This window comes from Streptomyces sp. NPDC048111, assembly GCF_043202815.1.
Lineage (GTDB): Bacteria > Actinomycetota > Actinomycetes > Streptomycetales > Streptomycetaceae > Streptomyces.
Window position 1 is genome coordinate 279,273 of record NZ_JBIDBD010000003.1, and the last position, 21,964, is coordinate 301,236.

The window sequence follows — 21,964 nt, forward strand, 5'->3', positions numbered from 1 at the left end:
TCATTATCAGAGGTCTACGTCCGTGCTGAAGAAGACCGACTTGAACAGGTCGGCCGCGTCAACGAGAGGCGCGGTGGACACCCGGAGCTCGCCACGGGTCACCGCGTCGTTGCCGTCCTCGGTAAGTTCCCACGAGACCTCCACAGAACTGGCATGAGGGTCCCTCGCGATGATGACGTAGTCGTCTTGGTCGCTCGTCCAAAATACGTTCGGACGGAACGACTCCGGCGTGAGCACAACTTCGGCGTCCTCGCCGTGGGTGCTCCAGGTCACGGGATAGCCCCGTGGGAGGGGGCGGATAGTCGAATGGTCGAAGTTCGACAGGAACGGCTCGTGCGGCCCCAGTACTGGTTCGACGGCCTTCTCGAAGTCTGCGTCGTCCGGGTCGAGGTAATCCAGCACCCCGCAGTTATGGAACGTCAGAATCAGGTGCGGCTTGGCCACGAAACGATCGCGACTGACCACCTGAACTCCGACACCCGGCATCCCTACGCCTAGGAGGTGCTCCCGACCCTTGGCGATGTGCTCGGCTCTCTTGCTCTGCCATGCGGCGAGCACCTGCTCTCGGTCCTCCTTCGACAGCGGCTTCGGGCGACCGAAGACGCTCGACGGCAATATGAACGGCGTCGAAGCGAAAGTGTCTTCAGCCGGTGTCGACTGCTTGGTGAACTGCTCTTCTTCGTGGCGGCGCAGGCTCTCCAGGGTCTCGTTCACGCGGTCGACCCTGCAGATCGGGCCGAGCAGTTGCACCTCAAGGTCGATCGGTGGCCTCCCGCCCCGACGGACGCGCTCGACGAGGGCGAGGACCTCTCCGGAGCGTGCGGGCCGCGTGTTGCTGGTACCTCGAACGTAAATCGCGCCGTCCTCGAGGCTGTCGCGGCGGTCGTCACTCTGATAGCTCTTGTGACACGGGAAGATCGTCTGGCCATCCTCCGGCGGCTGGGCGATTACGAACAGGACCTCGTGGTTGGAGTCGATGCCGATCCGGCCGAATTCGAAGGCCGGGAACTGGGGCCCGAGGTAGGGGCGGAGCCGGTCCTCGAGCTCGTGCGCCTCGGTTCCGCGCAGTACTCCAGGGACGCTGTTCTTCTGCGCGCCGATGACCAGGACCGCGTAGCCGTGGAAGTGTCGGGCTGCCTCCCCCGGACGCCGGTTCGCTGCGCCCAGAAGGAACTTTGCGATCTTGGCCGCAGTCGCCTTGCTGTTCATGTCGAGTGGGCTCTTGACCTCGAGGTAGGTCGCCTCGGCCTCGTCACCGACAGCAACTACGTGCCCAAGAACACCCCGTAGGGCGCGCTCACCGAGCGGGATGACGCTGGTGTCGAGAGCGGAGGTCCCGGCGTCCGAGTCATCTGAAGGCAAGAGATCCGGCATGGAACGATTCTCCCATTCATGACTGCCGGGCGGAATCGAACATCCGCTCCCGAGAAGCCTGGGCCGCAATCACGGCGCAACATAGCCGACGATCATCGGTTACCCCAACCGGCGATCAGCACGGCACTTGACGCCTGACCGAACTGCTGGACCGAGCAGCATCGTTCGCCGACGCGCTGGAGACGAAGCAGGGGCAGCGCTCAGCCGCCCGCCTGTCCGTCCTCGCGCGGCAGCTGGGCGCGCTGCGAGAAGAGATCGAGTCCGTGGCCGAGGGACTGGGGGCAGGCGTTCTGCCACCCCACCGCACACCACGCCCTCTGTTCCATCTCTCGCCCCTGCCCCGGGCTCCTGCGCCACCCGGGCTCACGGGTCCTGCCGCACCCCCGCCCCCTGGCGCTGCCCGCCGTCGTTAGCGCCCCCGCACCACCGGGGTGCCTCACCCCAGAAAGCACGCGTTGACCTCCACCAACGGCTCAGGCCCGCTGCTCGCGCAACGCCACGTGGCCCGGCTGCTTCTCGGCACATTGACCGGCCGCCTGCCGGGCGGCATGGCGCCCGTCGCGATCCTCCTGCTCGTCACCGACCAGGGCGGCTCGCTGAAAACGGGCGGGCTGCTGTGCGCGCTGTACGGACTGGCGTCCGCCGTTGGGCAGCCGATCCTGGGCCGCATGGTCGACCGGCGTGGACAGAGTCTGGTCACCGGCACCGCGGTCCTGCTCACCACGGTCTGCCTGTTGGGCCTGTCGGTGGTGGAGGTGGCGGCCCGGCCGGGCCCCGCGGCCGGTCTCGTCGCGCTCGCCGGGATGAGCACTCCGCCGCTGGAGGCGGGGCTGCGGGCCCTGTGGCCCGTGGTCCTGCCCGACGAGGCACGCCGTCGGGCCGCGCTCGCCCTCGATACCGGCGCCCAGGGGCTGATCTACGTCACCGGGCCCCCGCTGGTCGCCGTGCTGTCCACGACGACCGGGCCCCGCACCGCGATGGTGGTGAGCGCCGCGCTGGGGCTGGTCGGTGCGGCAGTGGTGCTGAGCGCCGCGCCTTCCCGCCACTGGCGCCCCGCCCCCAAGGCCCACCGCACCGGGGCAGTCGGGCCCCTGGCCCATGCAGGGCTGCGGTGGCTGTTCGTCGCGGTGAGCGGCGTGGGCTTCGCCCTGGGCGCGATGAACGTGTGGGCCGTCTCGCTCGCCGACGCCCTCGGCATGGATCTGCTGTCCGGACTGATCCCCGCCGCGCTGTCCACCGGCAGCCTCGCCGGAGGCTTCCTGTACGGGCGCCGGGTCTGGCCGGGCACGCTCACCGGACAACTCCTCGTGTCAGCTTTCCTGTTCGCCGTCGGCTGGGTGCCTTTGGTAGCGGCCACCGGCCCCGTCTCGGCCGTGACGCTGGCGGCAGTCCCGGGCCTGTTGCTGACTGCCGTGATCACCTCGGCGTTCCTGACCGTGGACGCCCTGGCCCCGGCCGGCACCACGACCGAGGCGTACGCCTGGCTGATCGCCGCCGTCGGCACCGGCCAGGCCGCCGGGACCGCCGTGGCCGGCGCGCTCGCCGAGCGGCCCCACGTCGGTGCGGGCCTCCCCGCGGCCGGCGCTGGCCTCACTCTGATCGTCCTGCTCGCCGCCCACCGCCACCTCACTGTTCCCGGCGCGGGCACACGCCGCCGCGGCCGGCACCGCCGCACCCCGGCACACGCGGCCCGCTGAACTCCGCCTACTTACACGGAGATTCGTCTCCGGCCGTCGTTGGTGCACCCGGCTGTCGGAACGTGCGAAAGGCGAGTCAGGTAGCTGCGGGCCGGTGAAGCCCCGCCCTGGAGCATGTCGGCAGCCATTGCCATCGTTCGCGGTCCAGCCACTCACCGTCGATGTGCTGGAACCTCCAGGCTCCCCTCGTCTGCTCTTAACACCCCGCCATCTTCCTGCCACCACCGATAGGAGATCCGCCTTGCCCGAAGCACCAGCAGAGTCCTTCATGACGATCCGGCACGCCATCACCGGCGAGATCACCACCACCGGCTACAACGCCGCCGCCCGGCGGATCCTGCTCCAGGACGGCTTCGAAGAGGCGCCAGCCTGCACCTGCCGGGCGACGGAACCCGGTACGGAGCAGACTCATGGGCCTGCTCGACAGCCAGCGAGCTGCTCGTCGCCGGCCACCCCGTGCCCCTGGACCGAGCCCTCGGTCGGCCGGTGAGCGCTGACGGTACGCGCCGGGCCCGGTCGTCGCTGTCGGCACAGTCCGTGATCCGCTCCGAGAGAGGCCAGTCTCTCCGGCGCATCGCCAACCCCACTCGCACCCGTTTTGTTGAAGGATCTTCGTTTTGACCACACCCGGAACGCCTACCGGTCCAGCGCGCACCAAGGGCGGCGAACTGCGGGCCAAGGTGGCCCGACTGCTGGCCGACCGGCCGGCGGACACGCTCACCATCGGGCACATGGCCAGGCAGCTGGGCCACTCCCATGGCGCCGTCCGTAACGCCGCCCTCACCCTGGTGCGACGTGGCGAGGCCGACCAAGGTGGAGCGGGACAGCCGGAGTTCCGCGCGAACGCGAAGACCGCCGCAGCCGCGCAGACCGCTGTGATCAGCCCACCGGGCACCCACTCTCCCCGCGTCCAGGCGGCCACGGCCCGCACGACCATTCCCGCAGCAGCCGCTCCCAGGCAGACCGGCCCGATCCGCCGCGCGGCGGGCCAGATCTACCACCCGCGGGAGCTGGCCGATCTGCCCGACGTCGAGGCGTTGAACCGCTTGCGCGACGCCGACGTGCCGGTGCTGCTCTACGGGCCTCCGGGCACCGGCAAGACGAGTCTGGTCGAGGCGGCGTTCCCGGACCTGCTCACCGTCGCCGGTGACGGCGACACCACGGTCGGCGACTTGATCGGCGAGTACACACAGAACGATGCGGGAGCCTACGTCTTCCAGTACGGTCCGCTGGTCACCGCGATGACCGAGGGCCGCGCCTTGCTGATCGACGATGCCACCTTGATCTCACCGAAGGTCCTCGCGGCGCTGTATCCCGCGATGGACGGGCGCAGGCAGATCCAGGTCAAGGCCCACAAGGGCGAGACCATCAAGGCCGAGCCTGGCTTCTACGTGGTGGCGGGCCACAATCCCGGCGTCCACGGGGCGGTTTTGACGGAGGCGCTCGCGAGCCGGTTCAGCGTGCAGATCCAGATCGGCACGGACTATGACCTCGCGCTGGCGCTGAGGATCGATGCGCGGGTGGTCCGAGTCGCCCGGCACCTCTCGCGCCAGGTCGAACTCGGCGAGCTGGGCTGGGCCCCCCAGCTGCGGGAACTGCTCAGCTACCAGAAGACCGAGGCCGTCCTCGGCACCAAAGCAGCCCTCGCGAACCTGGTCGGCATCGCCCCTGCGGAGGATCGCGACGCCGTCGCTGCCGCCGTCATCAAGGCAGCCGGCGTCAAGGAGATCCGCCCCCTCACCCTCGGCAAGCAGCTCGCCGCCTCGGCCGTCCGGCAGCCCGCGGGCAGCACCGTCTCCGCGCACCGGGGACGGTCACGATGAGCGCCCACCGCCACGTCCAGTCCACGCCAGACGACGCTGCCGAGCTCGCGCGATGGGACGACGACGGCGCGCCCCCCGCGCAACCCCGCTTCTCCCCGGCCGCGTGGCTGCGCGTGGGAGCCGAACTCGGCGATCGGCTGGTCGCCCTCTCCGGCCGCCAGGACCTCCTCGTCACCTGCCGCCCCGGCACCCGCAGCGGCGCACCAGCCGCGTTCTTCCCCGCTCTGGGAGAGGTCGAGTTCGACGCCGGCCTGTTCGCCCCGCTTAAGCCCCACGAGATCCATCCGCGGATCGTGGGCGACGAAGAGCGGTATCCCGCCGCCTGGGGAGTGTTCGTCCACGAAGCCGCGCACGCGGCCCACTCCGTCTGGACGGAGCCTGCCGGAGCGGACCCCCGTGTCGTCGAGGCCGCGCTCCTGCTGGAGGAGAGCCGGGTCGAAGGCGCACACCTCATCGCGCGGCCCACGGACCGCACGTACCTGCGCACCAGTGCCCGAACCCTGGTCATGCCCGACATCGCCCACCCCACCCTCCAGGGCATCGAGCACGCCGCCGGAGTGGCGGCCCTGATCCTCGGCCGCCGTGACGTCGGCATCCTGGACGCCGGCGAGACCCGGGCCGTCGCCGACCTATGCGAAAAGGTGCTGGGCCCAGACCTGCTGGCCACACTCACCCGCATCTGGACCGCAGCTCACCAGTGCGCCGACCACGACGCCTCGACCATGCTCGCGCACGGTCAAGAATGGTGCGACGCCCTGGCCACCGCGGCCCCCGCCACGCCCGTGCCGGAGAACCTCGCCGATCTGCTGTCCGGCGCAGTGGGGGCGGTCATGGACAGCGCGGCAGCCGCCGACGCCGCCGACCTCGCGGCACAGGCCGCAGCGACCAGCGCCATGGCCGCGCAGTCCAAGGCGAAGGCCAACGACCGCGCCCAACGGGCCGACCAGCGACGCAAAGCCGCCGCCACCGCCAAGAGCGTCTTCAACACCCGCGGCACCACCGTCAACCCCGACGGCACACCGGCGCCCTACGGCAACCCGGTCACCGGCACCCGCAGGCCCACCGCCGTCGAGCAGAGTGCCGCAGCTCGCCTGAGCCGCGCCCTGCGTGCCGCCGCCTATCGCGAGCGGGCCGAGGAGCGGACCACCAGCCCCACTCCGCCCGGCCGCCTCAACATGCGCGCGGCTCTCGCCCGCGACGCTCAGCGCGCGGCCGGGTCGGTCCCCACCGCGGAGCCGTTCACCCACACCCGCCGCCGCAGCTCGCCCACCCCACCGCTGCGGGTGGGTATCGCCGTCGACGTCTCCGGCTCCATGAGTGCCGCCTGCAAACCTGTCGCGTCCGCCGCCTGGATCGTGGCACGCGCAGCAGCCCTGACCGACCCCGACTCTCTCACCGCCACCATCGCCTACGACACGCACCTGACCGCCTTGACCCGACCCAGCCACCGGGCACCGGAGCGCGTGACGACGTTCGACGCGGACGGCAGCAGTCACAACCTCGCCAATGCCCTGGACGCACTCGACCACGGCCTCGAACTCAGTCGCCCTGGCGCTGGCCGCCTCCTTGTGATCGTCACCGACGCCGTCTACACCCCCGACGAAACCGCTCAAGCCGTCACCCGCGTCAAGCAGCTCACGACCGCCGGCTGCGCCGTGCTCCAGCTCACCGTCACCGCGGGGTCCCGCCACTTGCCGGGGACCACCTTGTTGCACCTACCCCGGCCCTCCAGCGCTCCCGCCGCCATCGCCACGGCGGCCACAGACGCCATCCGCAGGACACGCTGAGACACCACAGAAGACAGAAAGCAGGAACAACCACTTGGCAATCCGAACGTCCTATGAAGTTGTCCACACCTGTGGACACGCCATAACCCACAACCTGTCCGACCGACCCGCCGACAAGCGGGCCGCCTTCGCACGCTGGCTCTCCTCCAAGGACTGCACCGACTGCTGGAAGGCCGCCCGCGACAACGACAGCGCCAGCAAGGAGGAATGGATTGCCGCCCGTCGCGCCGCCGAACAGCAGGCGGCTGCCGACTGGGCCGCCCAGTTCGACATGCCCGCGCTCGAAGGCCCCGACCGCGCTCTGGAGTGGGGCGAACGCACACGCCACCAACTGGTCACCGCCGCCTACACCGCGCTGGTCACCGAAGGCACCTGGGACGAGGCGGACTGGTCCGCGCTCGAAGAGACGATCCGCACGATCACTCGCGCCGGGTGGTGGATCGACCAGCGCGATGCCGAGGGAAACGACCTCCCCGAGCTTCTCGACGCCGCCACAGAAGCCGACCGGGGCAACGAAAATCCGTTCCGCTAAGGGTCCGGCGGCGACACCGGGGCATGCCTTGTACCCCACGTTCCCCGGTTAGCAAAACCGGGGATCCTCCGGACCATTGTCCTTCCCACCGCCACCCTGTGCCGTTCGTGGAAGGAAGCCCCCGCTGTGCCCGAAGCTGTTCGTCCACCATATGTCCCTGCCGACATTCTCACGCCTAAGAGGGACATGTCTCATGGCCACTTCCGGCCTGGCGACCAGGTTGTCGTCCTCAAGGGCGTCGCAAGCGGCGAGCTGTGGGGCGATGCCATGACGGTGGTGGCGCCGTCATGGCATACGCCCACCGACGAGGACGGGTGGCGGCTGCGCGACCCCAACGGCGGGCAGCAGACCTTCGTCACCGGTCACCCCCGGTATCTGGTCCATCTCTCGCGGCGCTGCCCCGATTGCCTGATCTACCTGCGTGCTCTAGAGGACTACCTGATCCCGAAGTTCGCCCACGCGGCCTCTTTGATCGACTGCGGCTGGTACTCGGTCACCGCGCTCAATCAGCTCGTACACGTCCTGGATGCAGAGGGTGTCCGGTGATCCCGCACATCGTTGGAGAACAGCTCTTCCCTGCCATCGCGCTGTCGTCGGCGATGGGCATCCCGGTCGCCGAGCAGGACGTGCTGGGCGATGCCGTGGTGGCCCACGCGCCCCTGGACCCCACCGTCGCCGAAGGCGGCCCCCAGGAGTGGATGTTCGCCGACTGGGAGGACTACTTACAGGCACCGCGGGATCTCCATCCGCACGCAGACGGGCCGACCGGGATGGGGCCGGAGATCTTCCACATGGCGGTCCGGCTGCACCCCGCCGACCGGGCACTGCGCCGGCCGGAGTGGCAACGAATCGCCCAACGGCTGACTCACGTCGCCGGTCTCGCACCCACCAGAGATGAGCACGCATGCCGGTGGGTCGCGCTTCAGGCCCGTCCCGGCCGACTCGACGTGATTGCCAATCGCATCCGAGGCGACGGCACCTGGGCCCAGCAGCCCCGCCTACTCGCGCGGACGCTGAGTGAAGAGTGCCGGCGCATCGAAACCGACCTGGGCCTGGTGCCAGCGCAGAGCCACGGCGGACGCCCGTCGACCGCCCGTCTGCCAGCGCAACGCCCGGCGCTGCCGCGCCCAACGCCGGATCAGTCGCCGCCTGCGGTGGCGGCCCAGGTCGCCACGCTGATGCACCAGCTCGCCGACGAGACCAACGGACCCATCGCCTCGGTACGCGGTCTGATCGAACAGGCCGCCCACCGCCTCGATGACCTGCCCCACGCCTACGGGCCCCACGTGGCCCACCAGCTGGAGTGGATCGCCGGCCGCCTGTACGGCATCCAGCAGGACCTCGACACCACCACCGCTGACCTGCCCGGAGCAAGCCAGCGCGCCACAGCGCGCTCCGTCACACCGCCCGCACCTCGCTCCACTCCCCCACGTCATTCCCGCTGAACACCCGGAGAAAGCAACGCCCTTGGCCCTTACCGACCGCTACCTGACCCTGCAACGCGACGTGCACTCCGGCGAAGTCCTCGCCCGTGGGGGCGACCCGGAAGCGCACAGCATCCTTCAGCGCACCGGCTTCGTCCCCGTCGTCCGCGTCCACGAGAGCTACCACCGACTACCCACCGGCCTCGACGAAGCCGAGGAGGTACGCCTGGCGACGCGGGCCGTGGCACGTCTGCGCGCCGTCTAGTACCACGTCGCCTGCGACACAGCGTTCGAGACCGACCTGCGCGAGGCTCACTACCTCCCCCTCGGCGCCTCCGTCGCCCACCAGGCCGAACTCATCCGCCAGGCGACCACCACCGAGGAAGCCGCGGACGCGCTGACCGAACTCACCGCCTCCCACGACGGCGTCCTTGCCGCCCTCGACGAGATCCTCACGGCCACGGCCGAGTTCCACCTGAGTCTCGGCGGACCAGCCGATAGCGCCACCGCCGCCCGGCTGCGCCACCTCACCGAAGGCCACCTGGACGCCATCCGCGCCGACCTGGCCGCCGTACGCGCCGACCTCGCCGACCGGCACGAACCCCACCCGCAGCGCAGCGTGTGCAGCGCCGAAGTCGGCCCCGCCGAGCACGAAGTGTCCGTCGTGTACAGCTGCCCGCCCCCACCGCGGACCACTACGCCCAGCCCGCCGCCCGCACTCACGGCTCTGACCTGACGGCGGCGCTGATCCCCCTCCCCGAGGAACCCATGCCCGACCACAACCCCACCCCTGATCTTGCGTCCTTCGCCATCGCCCTCGCCGATGAACTCCCCGGCAACTGGATCAGCGAGCACCAGACGCACGCGCAGTACCCCGACCAGTTCGCCCGCGCGGAACACATGTGGGACATGAACCTTCTCGCCCACGCGATTGCCGAGCACGTCTTGGATCAGGATGCGGTCCTCACCCGCGAGGACGGCACCCGCCTGTACGTCATCGCGCGCCCCCGCAGCGGCGAGGAGTTCCTCGTCGGCGCCGTTGCTCCTGCTGGCATCCCCGCGGAAGCCTTCCGCACCGTACGCGAGCCCGACGGCATCGTTGTCCCCGACGACCCGGTCAAGGCGGCGGCCGACATCACCACCGACCTGCTGCCCCGCTACGACAAGGCCCTCGCCGAGGTCCACGACCACGCTGGCCGTCTCACTGCGCCTGCGCCGCCGGAGCTTGTGGTGATCACGCTGGCGGGCCGCGACTTCCACGTCGCCAAGCCCGAACGGGCGGACGCCGCACAGATCCTCACCGACAACGGCTGTGTCTACGACCAGGACTTGGACGCGTTCGTGCTGGCCGGTGAGGACACCGCCGTACAGGCCCAGGCGATCCAGCGCGCGGCAGCACAGCTGGACCGGCTCGGTATCGGCGTCAGCGTGCGGCTCCCGCAGACCAAGCCGCCCCTGGAGACCGCAGCGGTCACGGCCCCGTCCAAGTCGCCTGTCCGGCGGCGATAGCCCCATCAGAACGGAGAAGGCCCCTATGGGTAACCGTGCCGACGAGTACGGCAGCGACGTCGAGATCTACCGCAAGCCCCTGGCCGACACGATCTACGCCGAGACGCGCACCGCGGCGCCCGAGCATCTGCTGGCCCTGCTCGACACGCTCGGTCTGGAACGCAAGACCTCGGTGACGGCCGGACCCGTCTACGTCTGGCACGAAGTCCCGAGCCACCTCAACGAGGACGAGCAGAAGAAGGCCGCTACCCGGGCCATCCCCGCACTCCTCCTGGCCGGATACGTGGTCAACATCCCCGACGACCTCTTCGACCCCATCGCCTACCAGGAAGCGGTCGCGGTCATCCGCAACCCCGACCGCCCCGCCGTCGTGCTCCCGGCCGCCGCTCAGCCCGCGCCCAAGAGCCCCGGCCGCGCGCACCCCGCCCAGCGCCCGGCAACACCGCCCTCAGCAGACAGCCGCTCCTCCCGCCGCTCCCCGTAACCGTCCACCGGCCGGCCCCTTGCCGGGGGCCGGCCCGTCATTCGAGAGAGACCCCCATCCCCACGCCCGACCGCACTCCGCCGCCCATTGCCGCCAGCAGAAACCCACGCCTGGCCGCAGCCCTGTTCCGCCGCTACCTGCGCGCCGTCGCTGTCGGCAGCCCAGAGCGGCCCCTCCCTCTGGCCGGCGCCCGGCCAGAGGCCGCCCTCAGTGAAGCCCGCCGCCTCGGCCGACGCAGCTGACCCCCCTTCCCTTCGCCCTCAGGAGGCCCATGACCGACCTGTCGTCCTATCCCATACGCCTCGCCGAGGACATCGCCGGCCTCATCAAGACCCTGGACGACTATCCCGACCAGGCCACACCTCACCAAGCGGCCCGAATCCTCGGCAAAGTCCTCGACCCCGAGGACGGCGTCCTGACCCGGGTCACCGACCTGGTGGAGACCGGCACCCGGTTCGCTCAGAGCCAGGCCCACCGCGGGATGCTCCCACCCGAGGTATGGCTCGCCATGGGGCGGGCCTCCAACGAACTCCACAGCGTCGCCATGGACCTTGACGACCATGCCGACCCGATCAAGCAGCTCGGGACGACGCCCACCACGGCAAGCACCCTGCCTCCCAGCCCCGTCGCCTCCGCCATGGTCGTCAGGAGGAGCCGGTGAAGCAGCAGCAGTGGACCGGCTGGGGCCCCGGCACCCAACAGGCCGAACAGCACTACCTGGTCGAGCCCCGTTACCTCGCCGGGGGCGGCGACATCCGCTACGTCAGCGAGTTCCTGCGTGCCTCCGGCTGGAATGACAAGTCCAAAACCGGCGGGCCGCTGGTCTTCGACAGCCCGGACAAGTCCGTCCGCCTCGGATACGACCCGTTCACCCAGCCCGGCGGGTGGACGATCTCCGGGAGGGCCACCCCCAGCCAGGAAGCGTGGCATGCGACCTTCACCCGTCAGATGCCCGTGGAGATCGTCGCCGGGTTCACCGACGCCCTCACCCGCCCCCGCACCGCGCACGCACCCAACGTGTGGGCGCCCCTGCAAGAGCAGCACTGGACGACCGAACAGGGCCAGCACGTCACCGCCATGAGCCCCGACGGCGGCGCCTGGATGCAGTTCCACCAGTCCAAGCCCGGCGAAGCGCACTGGTGGGCCGGCGCCCGCAACGAACACGGTCGCGTCTGGGACGCCCACTTCACCGCCACCACGCCGATGCACCTCGTCCAGGCGTTCAGTACCGCCCTGTCCGACCCGCAGCAGGTCATGCGTCCGCGCGGCCATGTGCCGCCCTCCACCCGCATCCGCACCACCTCGGTGTCCGTACGGCCCGAGGAGCTGTCCGCGTGGCAGCAGGCCCGCATCCGGGCCGCACGCGCCGCTACCTGGGCCCGCAACTCGTGGGCCACCACCCGGCCACGACGCCAGACACCCACCGCCGGCCCGTACGCCCAGGCCGGCACCCGAGGCCGCCGCTGACCGGCCGGCCACCCCGCCTCCCCTACAGAAAGCCTCCCTCTTGCCCCACGCTCTCCCCGCAGCACCCACCCCCGACCAGGTCCGTCAGGCCACGGGCACGCTCGCCGACCTCGCGGCCTATCTGCGCACTCATCCCCCGCTGGGCGACGTACTGCCGCTGCTCGTGCCGCTGCTCGACGAGGACGACGGCGTCCCGATCCTGCTCGGCGAGGCGCTGCGCTGCACCGGGCACCTCATCGGCCGCCAGGCCGAGTTCCCCATACCCGACACGACCCGCCAGATCATGGAATCTTTCCGCGAAGCCTCCCAGGAGTTCACGGACTGGCACATCCTGCACTGGGACGTACAGCGCCTGAACGCCCAGCACACCGGCCACACCGCTCCGGCGAGCGGCCGATGAGCCCCGCCAGTCGCGCGCCGAGCGCCACCGAGATCTCCGAGGCACTCCACGTCCTGGACGAGGTCGACGACTATCTCCGTCAGCCCTCGTCACTCGGCGAAGCCCGCAGGGTCCTGGCCCAGGTCTTCGACGAGGAGGGCGGGGTACCCATGGCCCTGGGCAACATCCTGCGCTCCACCGCCGGCCTCATCGAGGGATACGCACTCGGGCCATGGCCCGTCGAGATCCGTCACATCATCGCCCGAATGCGAGCCGCCGCCCCCGAAGTGACCGACTGCCATGCGCTGCACCAAGATGTCCGCCGCCTGGGCAGTCATGAGTTCGACCTCCCCGCCGAGGCGCCAGCCGCACTGTGAGCACCCCCTACGTCGCCAGTCGCGCCAACTCCCCGCACGGCACCATCTGGTTCGAGACCCAGCCTCGCCATCTCGCCGGGGGCGGAGACCCCCGGCACATCACCCAGGCGCTGCGGGCCGCAGGCTGGGCCAACCGCTCCGACCCTGACTTCCCCCACGTTCTGCTGGTCAGCCCCGACTACCGGCACACCCTGGTGCTGGAGCCCGAACCCGAGCCGTACGAGGCATGGTGGCGTATCCGCGGGCAGGAACAGGACGGTCGGCGCTGGTACACCGAGTTCGGCGCGCACACCCCCGTGGAGATCCTCGCCCACCTCACCGACGCGCTGCTCGAACCCATCCCCGAACATGCTCCGCCCGTCTGGTCGCCCCTGACGGCGGCGGGCTGGTCCTACGAGCGCGACGAACGCGGCAACGAGATCGCCCGCCACCCCGACAACATCCTCAGCCTGGAACGGTGGGCCGTCGAGCCGGGCGAGACCTTTCACTGGCGGGCCCAGGCCGCCCTGCCCAACGGCGGCGGTGGCTTCCGGCGCATCTGGCACGCCTACCTCGACGAACAGATGCCGCCCCACCTGATCGCCGCATTCACCACCGCACTGGCCGACGGCGAGCCCGTCCAACGCAGCATGTACGACGTTCCGCACACCCACCTGGTCACCCAGGAGCAGCACGGCGGGCAGGGCGAGCAGCTCGCCGCCGCGCACGAGGCGCGGCTCAAGGCCGTCCGTGCGACTGCGCGCAAGGCCCGCCGCATAGCCGCCGCGCTCACCACTTCTCCCCCGACGCCCCTCGTCACCTCGGCCACTCCCTCCCCCGGCCGGACCCACTGATGAGCCGGGCGGCGCCCCCGCCCGGCTCGCCCCCTCTTCCCGCTTCCGTCTCTGAGAGCGTTCTTGTCCCCAACTGCCCCTGCCCCCGATGAAATCCAGCGCGAGCGCTTGAATCAGCTCGCTGTCTTCCTGCGCGAAAGCGAGCAGATCCTCGCCGACTTCGATGCCTGGCGAGAGGAGCACAGTGATCTTGACGGCTGGCCCCTCGACGACGACGAGCACAGCCGTCGTGCCGTCAAACGCGACGCAGACACCTGGCGGTCCTTCAACCGCGTCCGTGCCTTCGCCAAGGAACTGGTCGCCACCGCTGAAGCCCAGGTGCAGCAGCTCAACGCCGCCCACCTCCAATCCCGCTGGCCCTGGCAGCTAAGCGTTCTCGATGGGGCCCTGACGCAGCTCGGCGCGCTTGAGCAGGATTGGCTCGAAACCCGGGACGCGCTGCCCCCTACCGCCCGGCCGGGCACCTTCGCGTACGACGACGCGGTCGCCGAACGCAATGATGAAGCCTGGTCCTACCTGGACGACTGGTCCACCCACGGCAAGGCGCTCCTGGAGATCCACGCCGCCGCCCAGGACCTCCCGCCTCGCTCACCGGCTCTGGCCCCAGCCACAACGCACACACGCCCGATGGCTCCCGCCGCAGCACCGTCCTCCGTGGCCCGGAGGTGACCGGCGTGCCGCACGAAATCGACGTGGTCCTGGTCGCGCCCCGCTACCTCGCCGGCCCCGGCGACCCGGCCTGGGTCACCGTCCCGCTCCACCGTGCCAGTGGGTGGAGCACCGCCGGAGACCCGCTGGTGCCCCAAGTCATTTTGACCAGCCCCGACCAGCTCGCCCAGTTGCGCATCACCCCCGACCCGGACCCGGCCGAGCCGTGGTGGACCCTGCGCCATGCGCACGACGGCGGGCAGCGGGCCTGGTCGATGGCCTTCGACGCCCGCACTCCGGTCGAGATCATCGCCGCGGTCACCGACGCCCTCACCGCCCCCGGCCCGCGGCCGATGGTGGCGGGCGACCCGTACGAGCCGCTGCGCGCGGCGGGCTGGCACGCTCCCCGCCACCACGACGGTCACACCTCCCCCCAGGGCATGACCGCGCCCGACGGCCTGGCCCGCGTCGACCGCACCGTCCACGAGGATGGCCGCACCGCCAGCTGGATCGTCGAGACCTCCGTCCACGGCCTCCCCTCCATCTGGCGCGGATACGTGGACGGCGACACCCCGCCCCACTTGGTCGCGGCGCTCTTCGGCGCGCTGGCCGACACGACACCCCTGGTCCGCGAACCGCACCGCGTACCTCACCTGGCCGCCTCCCACGGTCGCACCAGCCCCAGCCGGATCAGTGCCGAAACCTTCGCCTTCGCGCTGGAACGCCGCACCACCGCCCTCGCCAAGCGGCGCACCCCTCCGCCGCCACCCGCGGGGCCCTCCTCGCCGAGGATGCCCAAGCCCCGTCGGCCCCGCTGACCCGCAAGCACCCCACTCCCCACTGGAACCGCCCTCTTGCCCCAGCCCTCTACCAAGTCCACCGATGCGACCGACATCGCGTTCAAAATCCTTTTCGGAGCGCTTGCTGTCGGTGTTCCCCTGTCCAACCTCGCCTGGGTCGGCGGGCAGATCACCGCCTGGGCCACCGGGTCCGGGCCCGGCGCTCCCTATCAGCCCGTGCAGGCCCTCCTGCACCCCGCCCAGCTCTGGCCCGACCTGGGAGAAACGTCCCTGCTATTCGGCACGCGCGTCCTGCCCGGCGCCGTCCTGATCGCCCTCGGTATCACCACCGCCGTGCTCTACAAGCGGTACAAGGCCGGCAGCGGCGGGCGCAGGAAGCGCATCGACGGCATGGCCAAGCACACGGACATCGAGCCGCTGATGGCCAAGGCCATCGCCTCCAAAGCCCGCTCACTGCGCCCGAGCCTGAAGAACGCCAAGCACATCGACGCCCGTGACACCGGCATCCTCCTCGGCAATCTCCAGGGCACCAAGTACGAGGTACGCATGGGGTACGAGGACGTCGCCGTCGCCATCATGGCGCCGCGCTCCGGCAAGACCACCTCCCTGGCAATCCCCTCCATCCTCAGCGCGCCCGGCCCAGTCCTCCTCACCTCGAACAAGGCGGCGGGCGACGCCTTCACCGCCACGCTCGACGCGCGGGCGGCGGTCGGCCGGACCTGGTCGATGGACCCGCAGCAGATCGCCCACGCCCAGCGCGTGATGTGGTGGAATCCCCTGGCCACCGCCAAGACCCTCGACGGGGCAGGCAGGCTCGCCGGCCACTTCCTCGCCGCGAGCGTGGACGCCTCCCAGCAGGGCGATTTCTGGTCCAAGGCCGGATCCAACATCCTCTCCCAGCTGTTCCTCTCCGCAGCCCTGGACGAGCGCCCCATCACCGACGTGACGCAGTGGCTGGCCTTCCCCGCCGACCGCACCCCTCTCGACATCCTGCGCGACCACGGCTTCACCGCGGTCGCCGCCCAGCTCAAGGGCACCGTGGAGGGCCCGCCCGAAACGCGCGACGGCATCTACGAGACCGCGAGGCAGTACGCCTCCGCACTGCTGAACTCGGAGATCGCCGCGTGGGTGACCCCGCAGAAGGACGCCGAGGAGTTCCGGCCGGAGGCGTTCGTCACCTCGACCGACACCCTGTACCTGCTCTCCAAAGACGGCGGCGGCGGAGCCAGCGCCCTGATCGCCGCGTGCGCGGACTCCGTGATGCGGGCGGCGACCACCCAGGCCGAACGCGCCGGCGGACGCCTCGACCCGCCGATGCTCGCGATCCTGGACGAGGCCGCGAACGTGTGCAAGATCAGTGACCTGCCGGACCTGTACTCCCACCTCGGCAGTCGCGGGATCATCCCCATCACGATCCTGCAGTCCTACCGCCAGGGGCAGAAGGTCTGGGGGGACGCGGGCATGGACGCCATGTGGTCCGCCTCCACCATCAAGGTCATCGGGTCCGGCATCGACGATCCCGACTTCGCCGACAAGCTCTCCCGTCTGATCGGCGACCACGACGTCGAGACCACCTCCACCTCGCACTCCGACTCCGGCAAGAGCACCTCCGTCTCCATGCGCCAGGAGCGGATCCTGGCCGCCGACGCCATCCGCGCCCTACCCAAGGGCACCGCGCTCTGCTTCGCCACCGGCCTGCGCGCCGCCATGCTCGACCTGCGCCCCTGGTATCTCGAACCCGGCGCCGACGAGCTGTCCGCCGCCTCCGCCCGCGCTTCGAAGGGCATCACCGGGCGAGCCGTCGCCAAGGCCGCCCTGCAGCAGTCCGACTTCGACACCGCCGCATAGCACCCGGTCACACGACCGAACTACGGATCACGATCCGCCGCCGAACGATCTGGTCGCTCTGCGGCTGTGGTGCCTCACCCACACGGCGAGCAGCAGCAGGAGGCTCTCCCGAACAGCTTTGTTGCCCGGTCTCCTCGCGCAGCCCGTCTCCTGAAGCTCCCTTGCCTGGGGACTCTGTGCCGACACCGCGCACAACTGCCCCCACACCGCGCGACTTCCACACGGCTGCCCGCGCTCCCCCGTACATCCACCGAACCCCCGCATGCCCGCTCGAAGAGAGGCATCCCATCCCTGACCTTGCCGACTTTTCCCGCAACCTGGCCGCCAGGCTGCCCGGCCACTGGGCCGCAGACGTCCAGCAACACAACGCCATCGCCGCCCGGTTCGAACGCACTGCCCGTGTCTGGACGCCAAGCAGCGACCGACCGTCCCTCGCCGCCTTCCACCGGCTGGAGGACGCCGTGCTCACCGGTCCGGACGGGCTCCGCCTCTACCTCCTGGGCCACCGCACCAGCCGCATTCTGGTCTGCCCCCTGATCCCGGACGACCTCCACGAGGACCTCACCGACCGGATGAGCGCCCCACCGTCCGTGGCCGTGCCCGCCGAAGCGGCGCGGGCTGCCTGGCGCATCACCGACCGCCTCATCCCCCACTACCTCGCAGTCACCGCCCAGGCCCGCCGGCCCAGCCCCGCCCGCACCGCACCTACGGCGCCGCGCCCGCTGCCCCGCATGACCGCTGCGTCACCTCGCGACGCGGGCCGAACACTGCGCTGACTCGCCCTCACACGCCCCCGCCGCAAGGATTCACCCATTTCCGCAACCCCCGCATTCACCGCAATTTCACTCGGTGCTGGAGTGCAGTCCAGCGCCATGCTCGCCCTGTCCGCCAAGGGCGCCCTCCCCAAAGTCGATTACGCGATATTCGCCGATACAGGATGGGAGCCGCAGGCTGTTTACCGGCAGCTGGACCGGCTGGAACGAGACATAGCCGCACCCGCCGGAATCCCCATCCTGCGCGTCTCCTCCGGCAACATTCGACAGGACGCACTCGACCCGCACCACCGCTTCGCGTCCATGCCTTTGTACATCCTGAACCAGGACGGCAAGCCCGGCATGACCAGGCGCCAATGTACTGGCGAGTACAAAATAAAGCCATTGAAGAAGCAGGTGCGCGAACTCCTCGGATACCCCTATCCCGCGCGCATCCCGAGAGACGTCTTCGTGGAGCAATGGGTCGGCATCTCGACCGATGAATTCCATCGGGCCAAGGACTCGGACGTCAAATACATGCGCAACCGGCACCCTCTCATCGATATGGGCTGGTCGAGGGCCGACTGCATCAAATACCTGACGTCACTCGGCCTGGCAGATACACCCAAATCGAGCTGCCTGGGATGCCCTTTCCACGGAAACGCGCAGTGGCGATCCATCCGGGACTCCTCGCCGCAGGAGTGGGAGGACGTGGTGGCCTTCGACGCTGCCATCCGGAAGGGCAACGCACGCGCCAACGCAGGCGGCAACCGGCTGCTGGGCGAGGCATTCCTGCACCGCTCACGCGTGCCGCTCGACCAAGCGCCGATCGACCACGTCACCGCCGCGGAATGGGCTGCCATGCAGCAGGAACTCGGCGCCGGCGAAGCCGACGCCCAGAAGCTGGAGGACGGTGTGGTCGACGGCTGTTCCCCGTGGGCCTGCCGCGGTGAAGTCGAGCCGGTTCAGGACAACTTCGGACTGGCCTCTTGATACTTGATCTGTTCGCCGGACCGGGCGGATGGAGCCAGGCCCTGACCGTGCTCGGTGCACGGGACGTGGGCCTGGAATGGGACGCGTGGGCGTGCAAAACCCGGGCGGCGGCAGGGCAGTTGACCATTCAAACCGATGTCGCGGCCTATCCGTTGTGGCCGTTCCTGGGCCGGATCACCGGGCTGATCGCTTCACCGCCCTGTCAGGCATGGTCGATGGCCGGCAAACGCCTCGGGCTCCTCGACCAGCCCCTGGTCCACCAGGCCGTCGCCGACCTCGCCCAGGGCTTCGACACCCGTGCCAAGCTCCTGGCCGCCTGCCAGGATCCGCGGAGTCTGCTCGCCGCCGAACCCATGCGCTACCTGCACGCCTTCCACCAGCACGGCCAGCCGGAATGGGTCGCGATGGAGGAGGTCCCCGACGTCCTTCCGCTGTGGCGCCAGTACGCCGCGATCCTGCGGACCTGGGGGTACTCGGTCTGGACCGGCATTTTGAACGCCGCCGACTATGGGGTCCCGCAGACCAGGCGGCGTGCGATCCTGCTCGCCTCCCGCACGCGCACCGCCGAACCGCCGCAGCCCACCCACGCCAAACTCGCCGAGCCCGACTCGCTATTCGGGCCGGGCCGCGCCCGATGGGTGTCCATGGCTGAAGCCCTCGGCTGGGGCGCCACCGACCGCCCCGTCCCCACGGTGTGTGCCGGAGGCGGACCCGGCGGCGGACCCGAGCCGTTCCCCTCCGGCTCCCGCAAGACACTCAGCGACGCCCGCGACCGAGGCACCTGGAAACCGCACCCGCCCACCAACTCCGCGAAACCCACCGCCCGTTGTCTTGCGGAGAAAACTGTCCCCGATCGTCACCCCGCAGTGGGCACGGCGTCGGCGGGATGGCGCTGGAGCCTGCGCAACAACAGCCAGGCCAATGCCACCACCCGCACCCTCGACCAGCCGGCCGGGACGCTGTTCTTCGGCCACCGCGCCAACGAGTGCGTGTGGCAGGCCGAACCGGTCACGCCCGCCGCGCCGGACACAGCCCCCACCCCGGATCCGATCCGGATAACCGCCGCCGAGGCCGGCATCCTTCAGACCTTCCCCGCCGACTACCCCTGGCAGGGCAACAAAGGCCAGATCTTCAGCCAGGTCGGCAACGCCGTCCCGCCCCGCCTCGCCGCCCACCTGCTGGCACCCCACCTCGGCGTTCCCCTCCGCCCCGACGACTTCACCCTGGCCGCATGATGCCTCCACCCTCCACCTCCGACGACAACGACGACCTCGACGGCCTTCCGCCGCCCCCACTTGTGCACTACGCCGAACAGTCCCTGCTCGGCGCCCTCCTGCTGGACCCCCACCGCCTCGACGAGATCGGCCCGCAGGAGCAAGACCACTTCTCCCACCCCGCCCACGGCGCACTGTTCCGCGCCATGCGTACGGCACCGGCACCCGATGCCGAGCAGCACCGTACGAGCCCGACCTGGCTGAACACCGTCCTGGACGCCGCCCGCCCCCATGCCCCCGGGCTGACCGCCTCCTACCTGCACACCCTCATTCAGGTCTGCCCCCGGCCCCAACACGCGGCCACGTACGCGCGGATGGTCCGCGCCGACCATGCCCGCCGCAGCCTGCGCCTCCACGCGGGGTGCCTGGCCCAAACCGCCACCGACAGCACCCTGCCCCACCGGGCGAAGGCCACCGTCCAGCAGGCCGACACCCTCGCCGACCTCCTGGACGGCCTCTCCGGCCACTTCGCCGCGCACGCCGGGTCCCTGCCACGCACATCCCTCCCGCCAGCGCCTGCCCGCGACACCAGCGAAGACGCGCTCGACGAGGAACGTCTGCTGCTCGCAACCGCCACCGCCAGCCCCGCCACGGTCGGCCAGATGCGCTGGCTCGTCCCGGAGGACTTCACACTCCCGGTGCATGCGACTCTGTGGCAGTGCCTAACCGCGCTCACGCACCGCGGCGACCCAGTCGACCCGATCACCGTGCTCTGGGAAGCCCAGCATCGCGGTGTCCTCACCTACCGCATGACCTCCGCCGACCTGCTGGCTCTGCTCTCCACTCCGGCCGCCTCCCCCGAGCACTGGGCCGAGCACGTCCTTGAGCGCGCCCTGCTCGCCCGCGCACACACCGCCGCCGAGCGCATCACCGCCTTCACTGACGACCCGGCCAACAGCCCCCACCAGCTGATCACCGGAAGCCGACGGGCATTGGCCGAACTAACCGCTGTGCGCTCCCGCTGGCACCAGGCCACCCGCCCAGTCGCACCCCACATGACCCGGCCGGCCCGAACCTCGGCTGCCCCGCGGGCTGGGCCGCTACCACCACGCACCGTCCGGCCCCCCGTACGCGCCACCCGCTAGAACCCCCGGCCCGAGCGGACGTCACGACATGGCCCAGCTTCGATCTCTCCCAGCCTTCCGGGGACTTCCGCGACGTTCCGGATCGCGTCGATGACCTCCCGACAGTGCCACTTTCCCGGGCGATGGACGCGGACGCCTTGGCCACTACGGACAGTAAGCCTTCGCCCAGCAATCACAAGGACCGCCGGTCACGGGAGACGGTCGGCGGCCGCTGCCACCCGCACAACGGGGTACACCACCACCGCCTCGCCGACACAACCGTGATCGACGGGACGCATCCTGCATGGCGCCGGGCGGGCGGAGAAGCTCAAGCACTCCAAGGGGGCGCCTGCCGCAGCACTGCCCCTGCATCACCTCCACCACAATGACATTAGCGCCGCGACTACGACCGTTGCGGCCGCGAAGCCGACCATCAGGCTCCGCAGCACCTGCCGCTCACCCACTTCCGGATCCATAGGCCCGCCCAGCCCGCACTGGCAGCCTTGCGGCGACTCGTGCTCCGAACTCTCCAGCCAGTACGCGCCCAACAGCTCGGCATGAACCAGCCCTCCCCGCTCAACGTCGTGATCCATGCCCGGACCAACGCCTCCCGCCGGAACAGGCAACGGCTTCGGCAGCAAGGCGAGAACACGCCCCTTCATACTGCGGCTCAAGGAGCTTGAAGCCCGAAGAAGTGCTCACAGACCTGACCTGAGCCCTCCTCTTCAGGACGTTCCGATGTCCGTACCCAGAGCCGGCCGCCTTTTTATTGCTTAGACGCAATCACGCGCCACGCCCCGCCTCATCGCGCTCCCCGGCAGGACACCTCTCGCGATGCCCTGCGGAACCCTCGCGTTTCAGTGATCGCGGGGTGGCCAACTCCGCAAGTACGTAGTTCC

At 70.3% G+C, this 21,964-nt stretch carries 24 protein-coding genes; 21 read left to right on the plus strand and 3 right to left on the minus strand.

Annotated elements, in window-relative coordinates:
* Positions 1-6: 6 nt before the first annotated feature.
* Entirely contained in the window at positions 7-1,374 is a 1,368-nt protein-coding gene (locus tag ACGF3I_RS09100) for a hypothetical protein (RefSeq protein ID WP_393129974.1), read from the minus strand.
* A 200-nt stretch (positions 1,375-1,574) separates the two neighbouring features.
* Positions 1,575-1,700, minus strand: a complete 126-nt coding sequence (locus tag ACGF3I_RS09105) for a hypothetical protein (protein ID WP_393129975.1) — start codon at positions 1,698-1,700, stop codon at positions 1,575-1,577.
* A gap of 129 nt (positions 1,701-1,829) precedes the next feature.
* On the opposite strand from ACGF3I_RS09105, the gene ACGF3I_RS09110 reads away from it, so the two are divergent.
* From ACGF3I_RS09110 to ACGF3I_RS09140, 7 genes are all read left to right on the plus strand, one after another.
* On the plus strand, positions 1,830-3,071 hold the full coding sequence (locus ACGF3I_RS09110; RefSeq protein ID WP_393129976.1) for an MFS transporter: 1,242 nt from the start codon (positions 1,830-1,832) through the stop codon (positions 3,069-3,071).
* A 268-nt stretch (positions 3,072-3,339) separates the two neighbouring features.
* On the plus strand, positions 3,340-3,561 hold the full coding sequence (locus ACGF3I_RS09115) for a hypothetical protein (RefSeq protein ID WP_393130208.1): 222 nt from the start codon (positions 3,340-3,342) through the stop codon (positions 3,559-3,561).
* A gap of 190 nt (positions 3,562-3,751) precedes the next feature.
* On the plus strand, positions 3,752-4,894 hold the full coding sequence (locus ACGF3I_RS09120; protein ID WP_393130209.1) for an AAA family ATPase: 1,143 nt from the start codon (positions 3,752-3,754) through the stop codon (positions 4,892-4,894).
* Positions 4,891-6,681, plus strand: a complete 1,791-nt coding sequence (locus tag ACGF3I_RS09125) for a hypothetical protein (protein ID WP_393129977.1) — start codon at positions 4,891-4,893, stop codon at positions 6,679-6,681. The genes ACGF3I_RS09120 and ACGF3I_RS09125 overlap by 4 nt, the downstream gene beginning before the upstream one ends.
* Before the next feature lie 34 nt (positions 6,682-6,715).
* Positions 6,716-7,213 (plus strand): hypothetical protein, encoded by a 498-nt coding sequence (locus ACGF3I_RS09130; protein ID WP_364130648.1) that lies wholly within the window; start codon positions 6,716-6,718, stop codon positions 7,211-7,213.
* Between the two features lie 186 nt (positions 7,214-7,399).
* A complete protein-coding gene (locus ACGF3I_RS09135) occupies positions 7,400-7,759 on the plus strand; it encodes a hypothetical protein (RefSeq protein WP_359831273.1) in 360 nt (119 codons plus the stop codon).
* Positions 7,756-8,658 (plus strand): hypothetical protein, encoded by a 903-nt coding sequence (locus tag ACGF3I_RS09140; protein ID WP_393129978.1) that lies wholly within the window; start codon positions 7,756-7,758, stop codon positions 8,656-8,658. Before ACGF3I_RS09135 ends, ACGF3I_RS09140 begins: the two co-directional genes overlap by 4 nt.
* A 169-nt stretch (positions 8,659-8,827) precedes the next feature.
* Here the strand turns inward: ACGF3I_RS09140 and ACGF3I_RS09145 are convergent, their stop codons facing one another.
* Positions 8,828-9,289: a hypothetical protein gene (locus ACGF3I_RS09145; protein WP_393129979.1), complete on the minus strand. Its 462-nt coding sequence runs from the start codon at positions 9,287-9,289 to the stop codon at positions 8,828-8,830.
* Between the two features lie 116 nt (positions 9,290-9,405).
* Here ACGF3I_RS09145 and ACGF3I_RS09150 point away from each other — a divergent pair, with 116 nt between their 5' ends.
* The 14 genes from ACGF3I_RS09150 to ACGF3I_RS09215 all read left to right on the plus strand — a co-directional run bounded on the left by ACGF3I_RS09150 (position 9,406) and on the right by ACGF3I_RS09215 (position 21,086).
* On the plus strand, positions 9,406-10,146 hold the full coding sequence (locus tag ACGF3I_RS09150) for a hypothetical protein (protein WP_393129980.1): 741 nt from the start codon (positions 9,406-9,408) through the stop codon (positions 10,144-10,146).
* A 25-nt stretch (positions 10,147-10,171) separates the two neighbouring features.
* Positions 10,172-10,630, plus strand: a complete 459-nt coding sequence (locus tag ACGF3I_RS09155) for a hypothetical protein (RefSeq protein WP_393129981.1) — start codon at positions 10,172-10,174, stop codon at positions 10,628-10,630.
* A gap of 271 nt (positions 10,631-10,901) precedes the next feature.
* Positions 10,902-11,291 carry a hypothetical protein gene (locus ACGF3I_RS09160; protein WP_393129982.1) on the plus strand — a complete coding sequence of 130 codons (390 nt, stop codon included), beginning with the start codon at positions 10,902-10,904 and terminating at the stop codon, positions 11,289-11,291.
* On the plus strand, positions 11,288-12,097 hold the full coding sequence (locus ACGF3I_RS09165; protein WP_393129983.1) for a DUF317 domain-containing protein: 810 nt from the start codon (positions 11,288-11,290) through the stop codon (positions 12,095-12,097). The genes ACGF3I_RS09160 and ACGF3I_RS09165 overlap by 4 nt, the downstream gene beginning before the upstream one ends.
* 40 nt (positions 12,098-12,137) lie before the next feature.
* Positions 12,138-12,497: a hypothetical protein gene (locus ACGF3I_RS09170; protein ID WP_393129984.1), complete on the plus strand. Its 360-nt coding sequence runs from the start codon at positions 12,138-12,140 to the stop codon at positions 12,495-12,497.
* On the plus strand, positions 12,494-12,853 hold the full coding sequence (locus tag ACGF3I_RS09175; RefSeq protein WP_393129985.1) for a hypothetical protein: 360 nt from the start codon (positions 12,494-12,496) through the stop codon (positions 12,851-12,853). The genes ACGF3I_RS09170 and ACGF3I_RS09175 overlap by 4 nt, the downstream gene beginning before the upstream one ends.
* Complete coding sequence (locus ACGF3I_RS09180) at positions 12,850-13,686, plus strand: DUF317 domain-containing protein (protein ID WP_393129986.1); 837 nt, start codon at positions 12,850-12,852, stop codon at positions 13,684-13,686. Before ACGF3I_RS09175 ends, ACGF3I_RS09180 begins: the two co-directional genes overlap by 4 nt.
* A gap of 108 nt (positions 13,687-13,794) precedes the next feature.
* Positions 13,795-14,355, plus strand: coding sequence for a hypothetical protein (locus ACGF3I_RS09185; protein WP_393129987.1), 561 nt, complete (start codon positions 13,795-13,797; stop codon positions 14,353-14,355).
* Positions 14,356-14,360: 5 nt separating this feature from the next.
* Complete coding sequence (locus ACGF3I_RS09190) at positions 14,361-15,152, plus strand: DUF317 domain-containing protein (protein WP_393129988.1); 792 nt, start codon at positions 14,361-14,363, stop codon at positions 15,150-15,152.
* 36 nt (positions 15,153-15,188) lie between these two features.
* Complete coding sequence (locus ACGF3I_RS09195; RefSeq protein WP_393129989.1) at positions 15,189-16,982, plus strand: TraM recognition domain-containing protein; 1,794 nt, start codon at positions 15,189-15,191, stop codon at positions 16,980-16,982.
* Between the two features lie 461 nt (positions 16,983-17,443).
* Positions 17,444-17,758: a hypothetical protein gene (locus ACGF3I_RS09200; RefSeq protein WP_393129990.1), complete on the plus strand. Its 315-nt coding sequence runs from the start codon at positions 17,444-17,446 to the stop codon at positions 17,756-17,758.
* Positions 17,759-17,854: 96 nt separating this feature from the next.
* Positions 17,855-18,727 (plus strand): hypothetical protein, encoded by an 873-nt coding sequence (locus ACGF3I_RS09205; protein ID WP_393129991.1) that lies wholly within the window; start codon positions 17,855-17,857, stop codon positions 18,725-18,727.
* Complete coding sequence (locus ACGF3I_RS09210) at positions 18,724-19,962, plus strand: DNA cytosine methyltransferase (protein ID WP_393129992.1); 1,239 nt, start codon at positions 18,724-18,726, stop codon at positions 19,960-19,962. Before ACGF3I_RS09205 ends, ACGF3I_RS09210 begins: the two co-directional genes overlap by 4 nt.
* Positions 19,959-21,086, plus strand: coding sequence for a DnaB-like helicase N-terminal domain-containing protein (locus ACGF3I_RS09215; protein WP_393129993.1), 1,128 nt, complete (start codon positions 19,959-19,961; stop codon positions 21,084-21,086). Before ACGF3I_RS09210 ends, ACGF3I_RS09215 begins: the two co-directional genes overlap by 4 nt.
* Positions 21,087-21,964 lie beyond the last annotated feature (878 nt).

What these genes read in the sequence shown, in the direction of transcription:
- ACGF3I_RS09100 (WP_393129974.1), bottom strand. Translation starts at nt 1,374, where the DNA reads ATGCCGGATCTCTTGCCTTCAGATGACTCGGACGCCGGGACCTCCGCT.
- ACGF3I_RS09105 (WP_393129975.1), bottom strand. Translation starts at nt 1,700, where the DNA reads ATGGAACAGAGGGCGTGGTGTGCGGTGGGGTGGCAGAACGCCTGCCCC.
- ACGF3I_RS09115 (WP_393130208.1), top strand. Translation starts at nt 3,340, where the DNA reads ATGACGATCCGGCACGCCATCACCGGCGAGATCACCACCACCGGCTAC.
- ACGF3I_RS09125 (WP_393129977.1), top strand. Translation starts at nt 4,891, where the DNA reads ATGAGCGCCCACCGCCACGTCCAGTCCACGCCAGACGACGCTGCCGAG.
- ACGF3I_RS09135 (WP_359831273.1), top strand. Translation starts at nt 7,400, where the DNA reads ATGTCTCATGGCCACTTCCGGCCTGGCGACCAGGTTGTCGTCCTCAAG.
- ACGF3I_RS09150 (WP_393129980.1), top strand. Translation starts at nt 9,406, where the DNA reads ATGCCCGACCACAACCCCACCCCTGATCTTGCGTCCTTCGCCATCGCC.
- ACGF3I_RS09155 (WP_393129981.1), top strand. Translation starts at nt 10,172, where the DNA reads ATGGGTAACCGTGCCGACGAGTACGGCAGCGACGTCGAGATCTACCGC.
- ACGF3I_RS09160 (WP_393129982.1), top strand. Translation starts at nt 10,902, where the DNA reads ATGACCGACCTGTCGTCCTATCCCATACGCCTCGCCGAGGACATCGCC.
- ACGF3I_RS09175 (WP_393129985.1), top strand. Translation starts at nt 12,494, where the DNA reads ATGAGCCCCGCCAGTCGCGCGCCGAGCGCCACCGAGATCTCCGAGGCA.
- ACGF3I_RS09205 (WP_393129991.1), top strand. Translation starts at nt 17,855, where the DNA reads ATGCTCGCCCTGTCCGCCAAGGGCGCCCTCCCCAAAGTCGATTACGCG.
- ACGF3I_RS09215 (WP_393129993.1), top strand. Translation starts at nt 19,959, where the DNA reads ATGATGCCTCCACCCTCCACCTCCGACGACAACGACGACCTCGACGGC.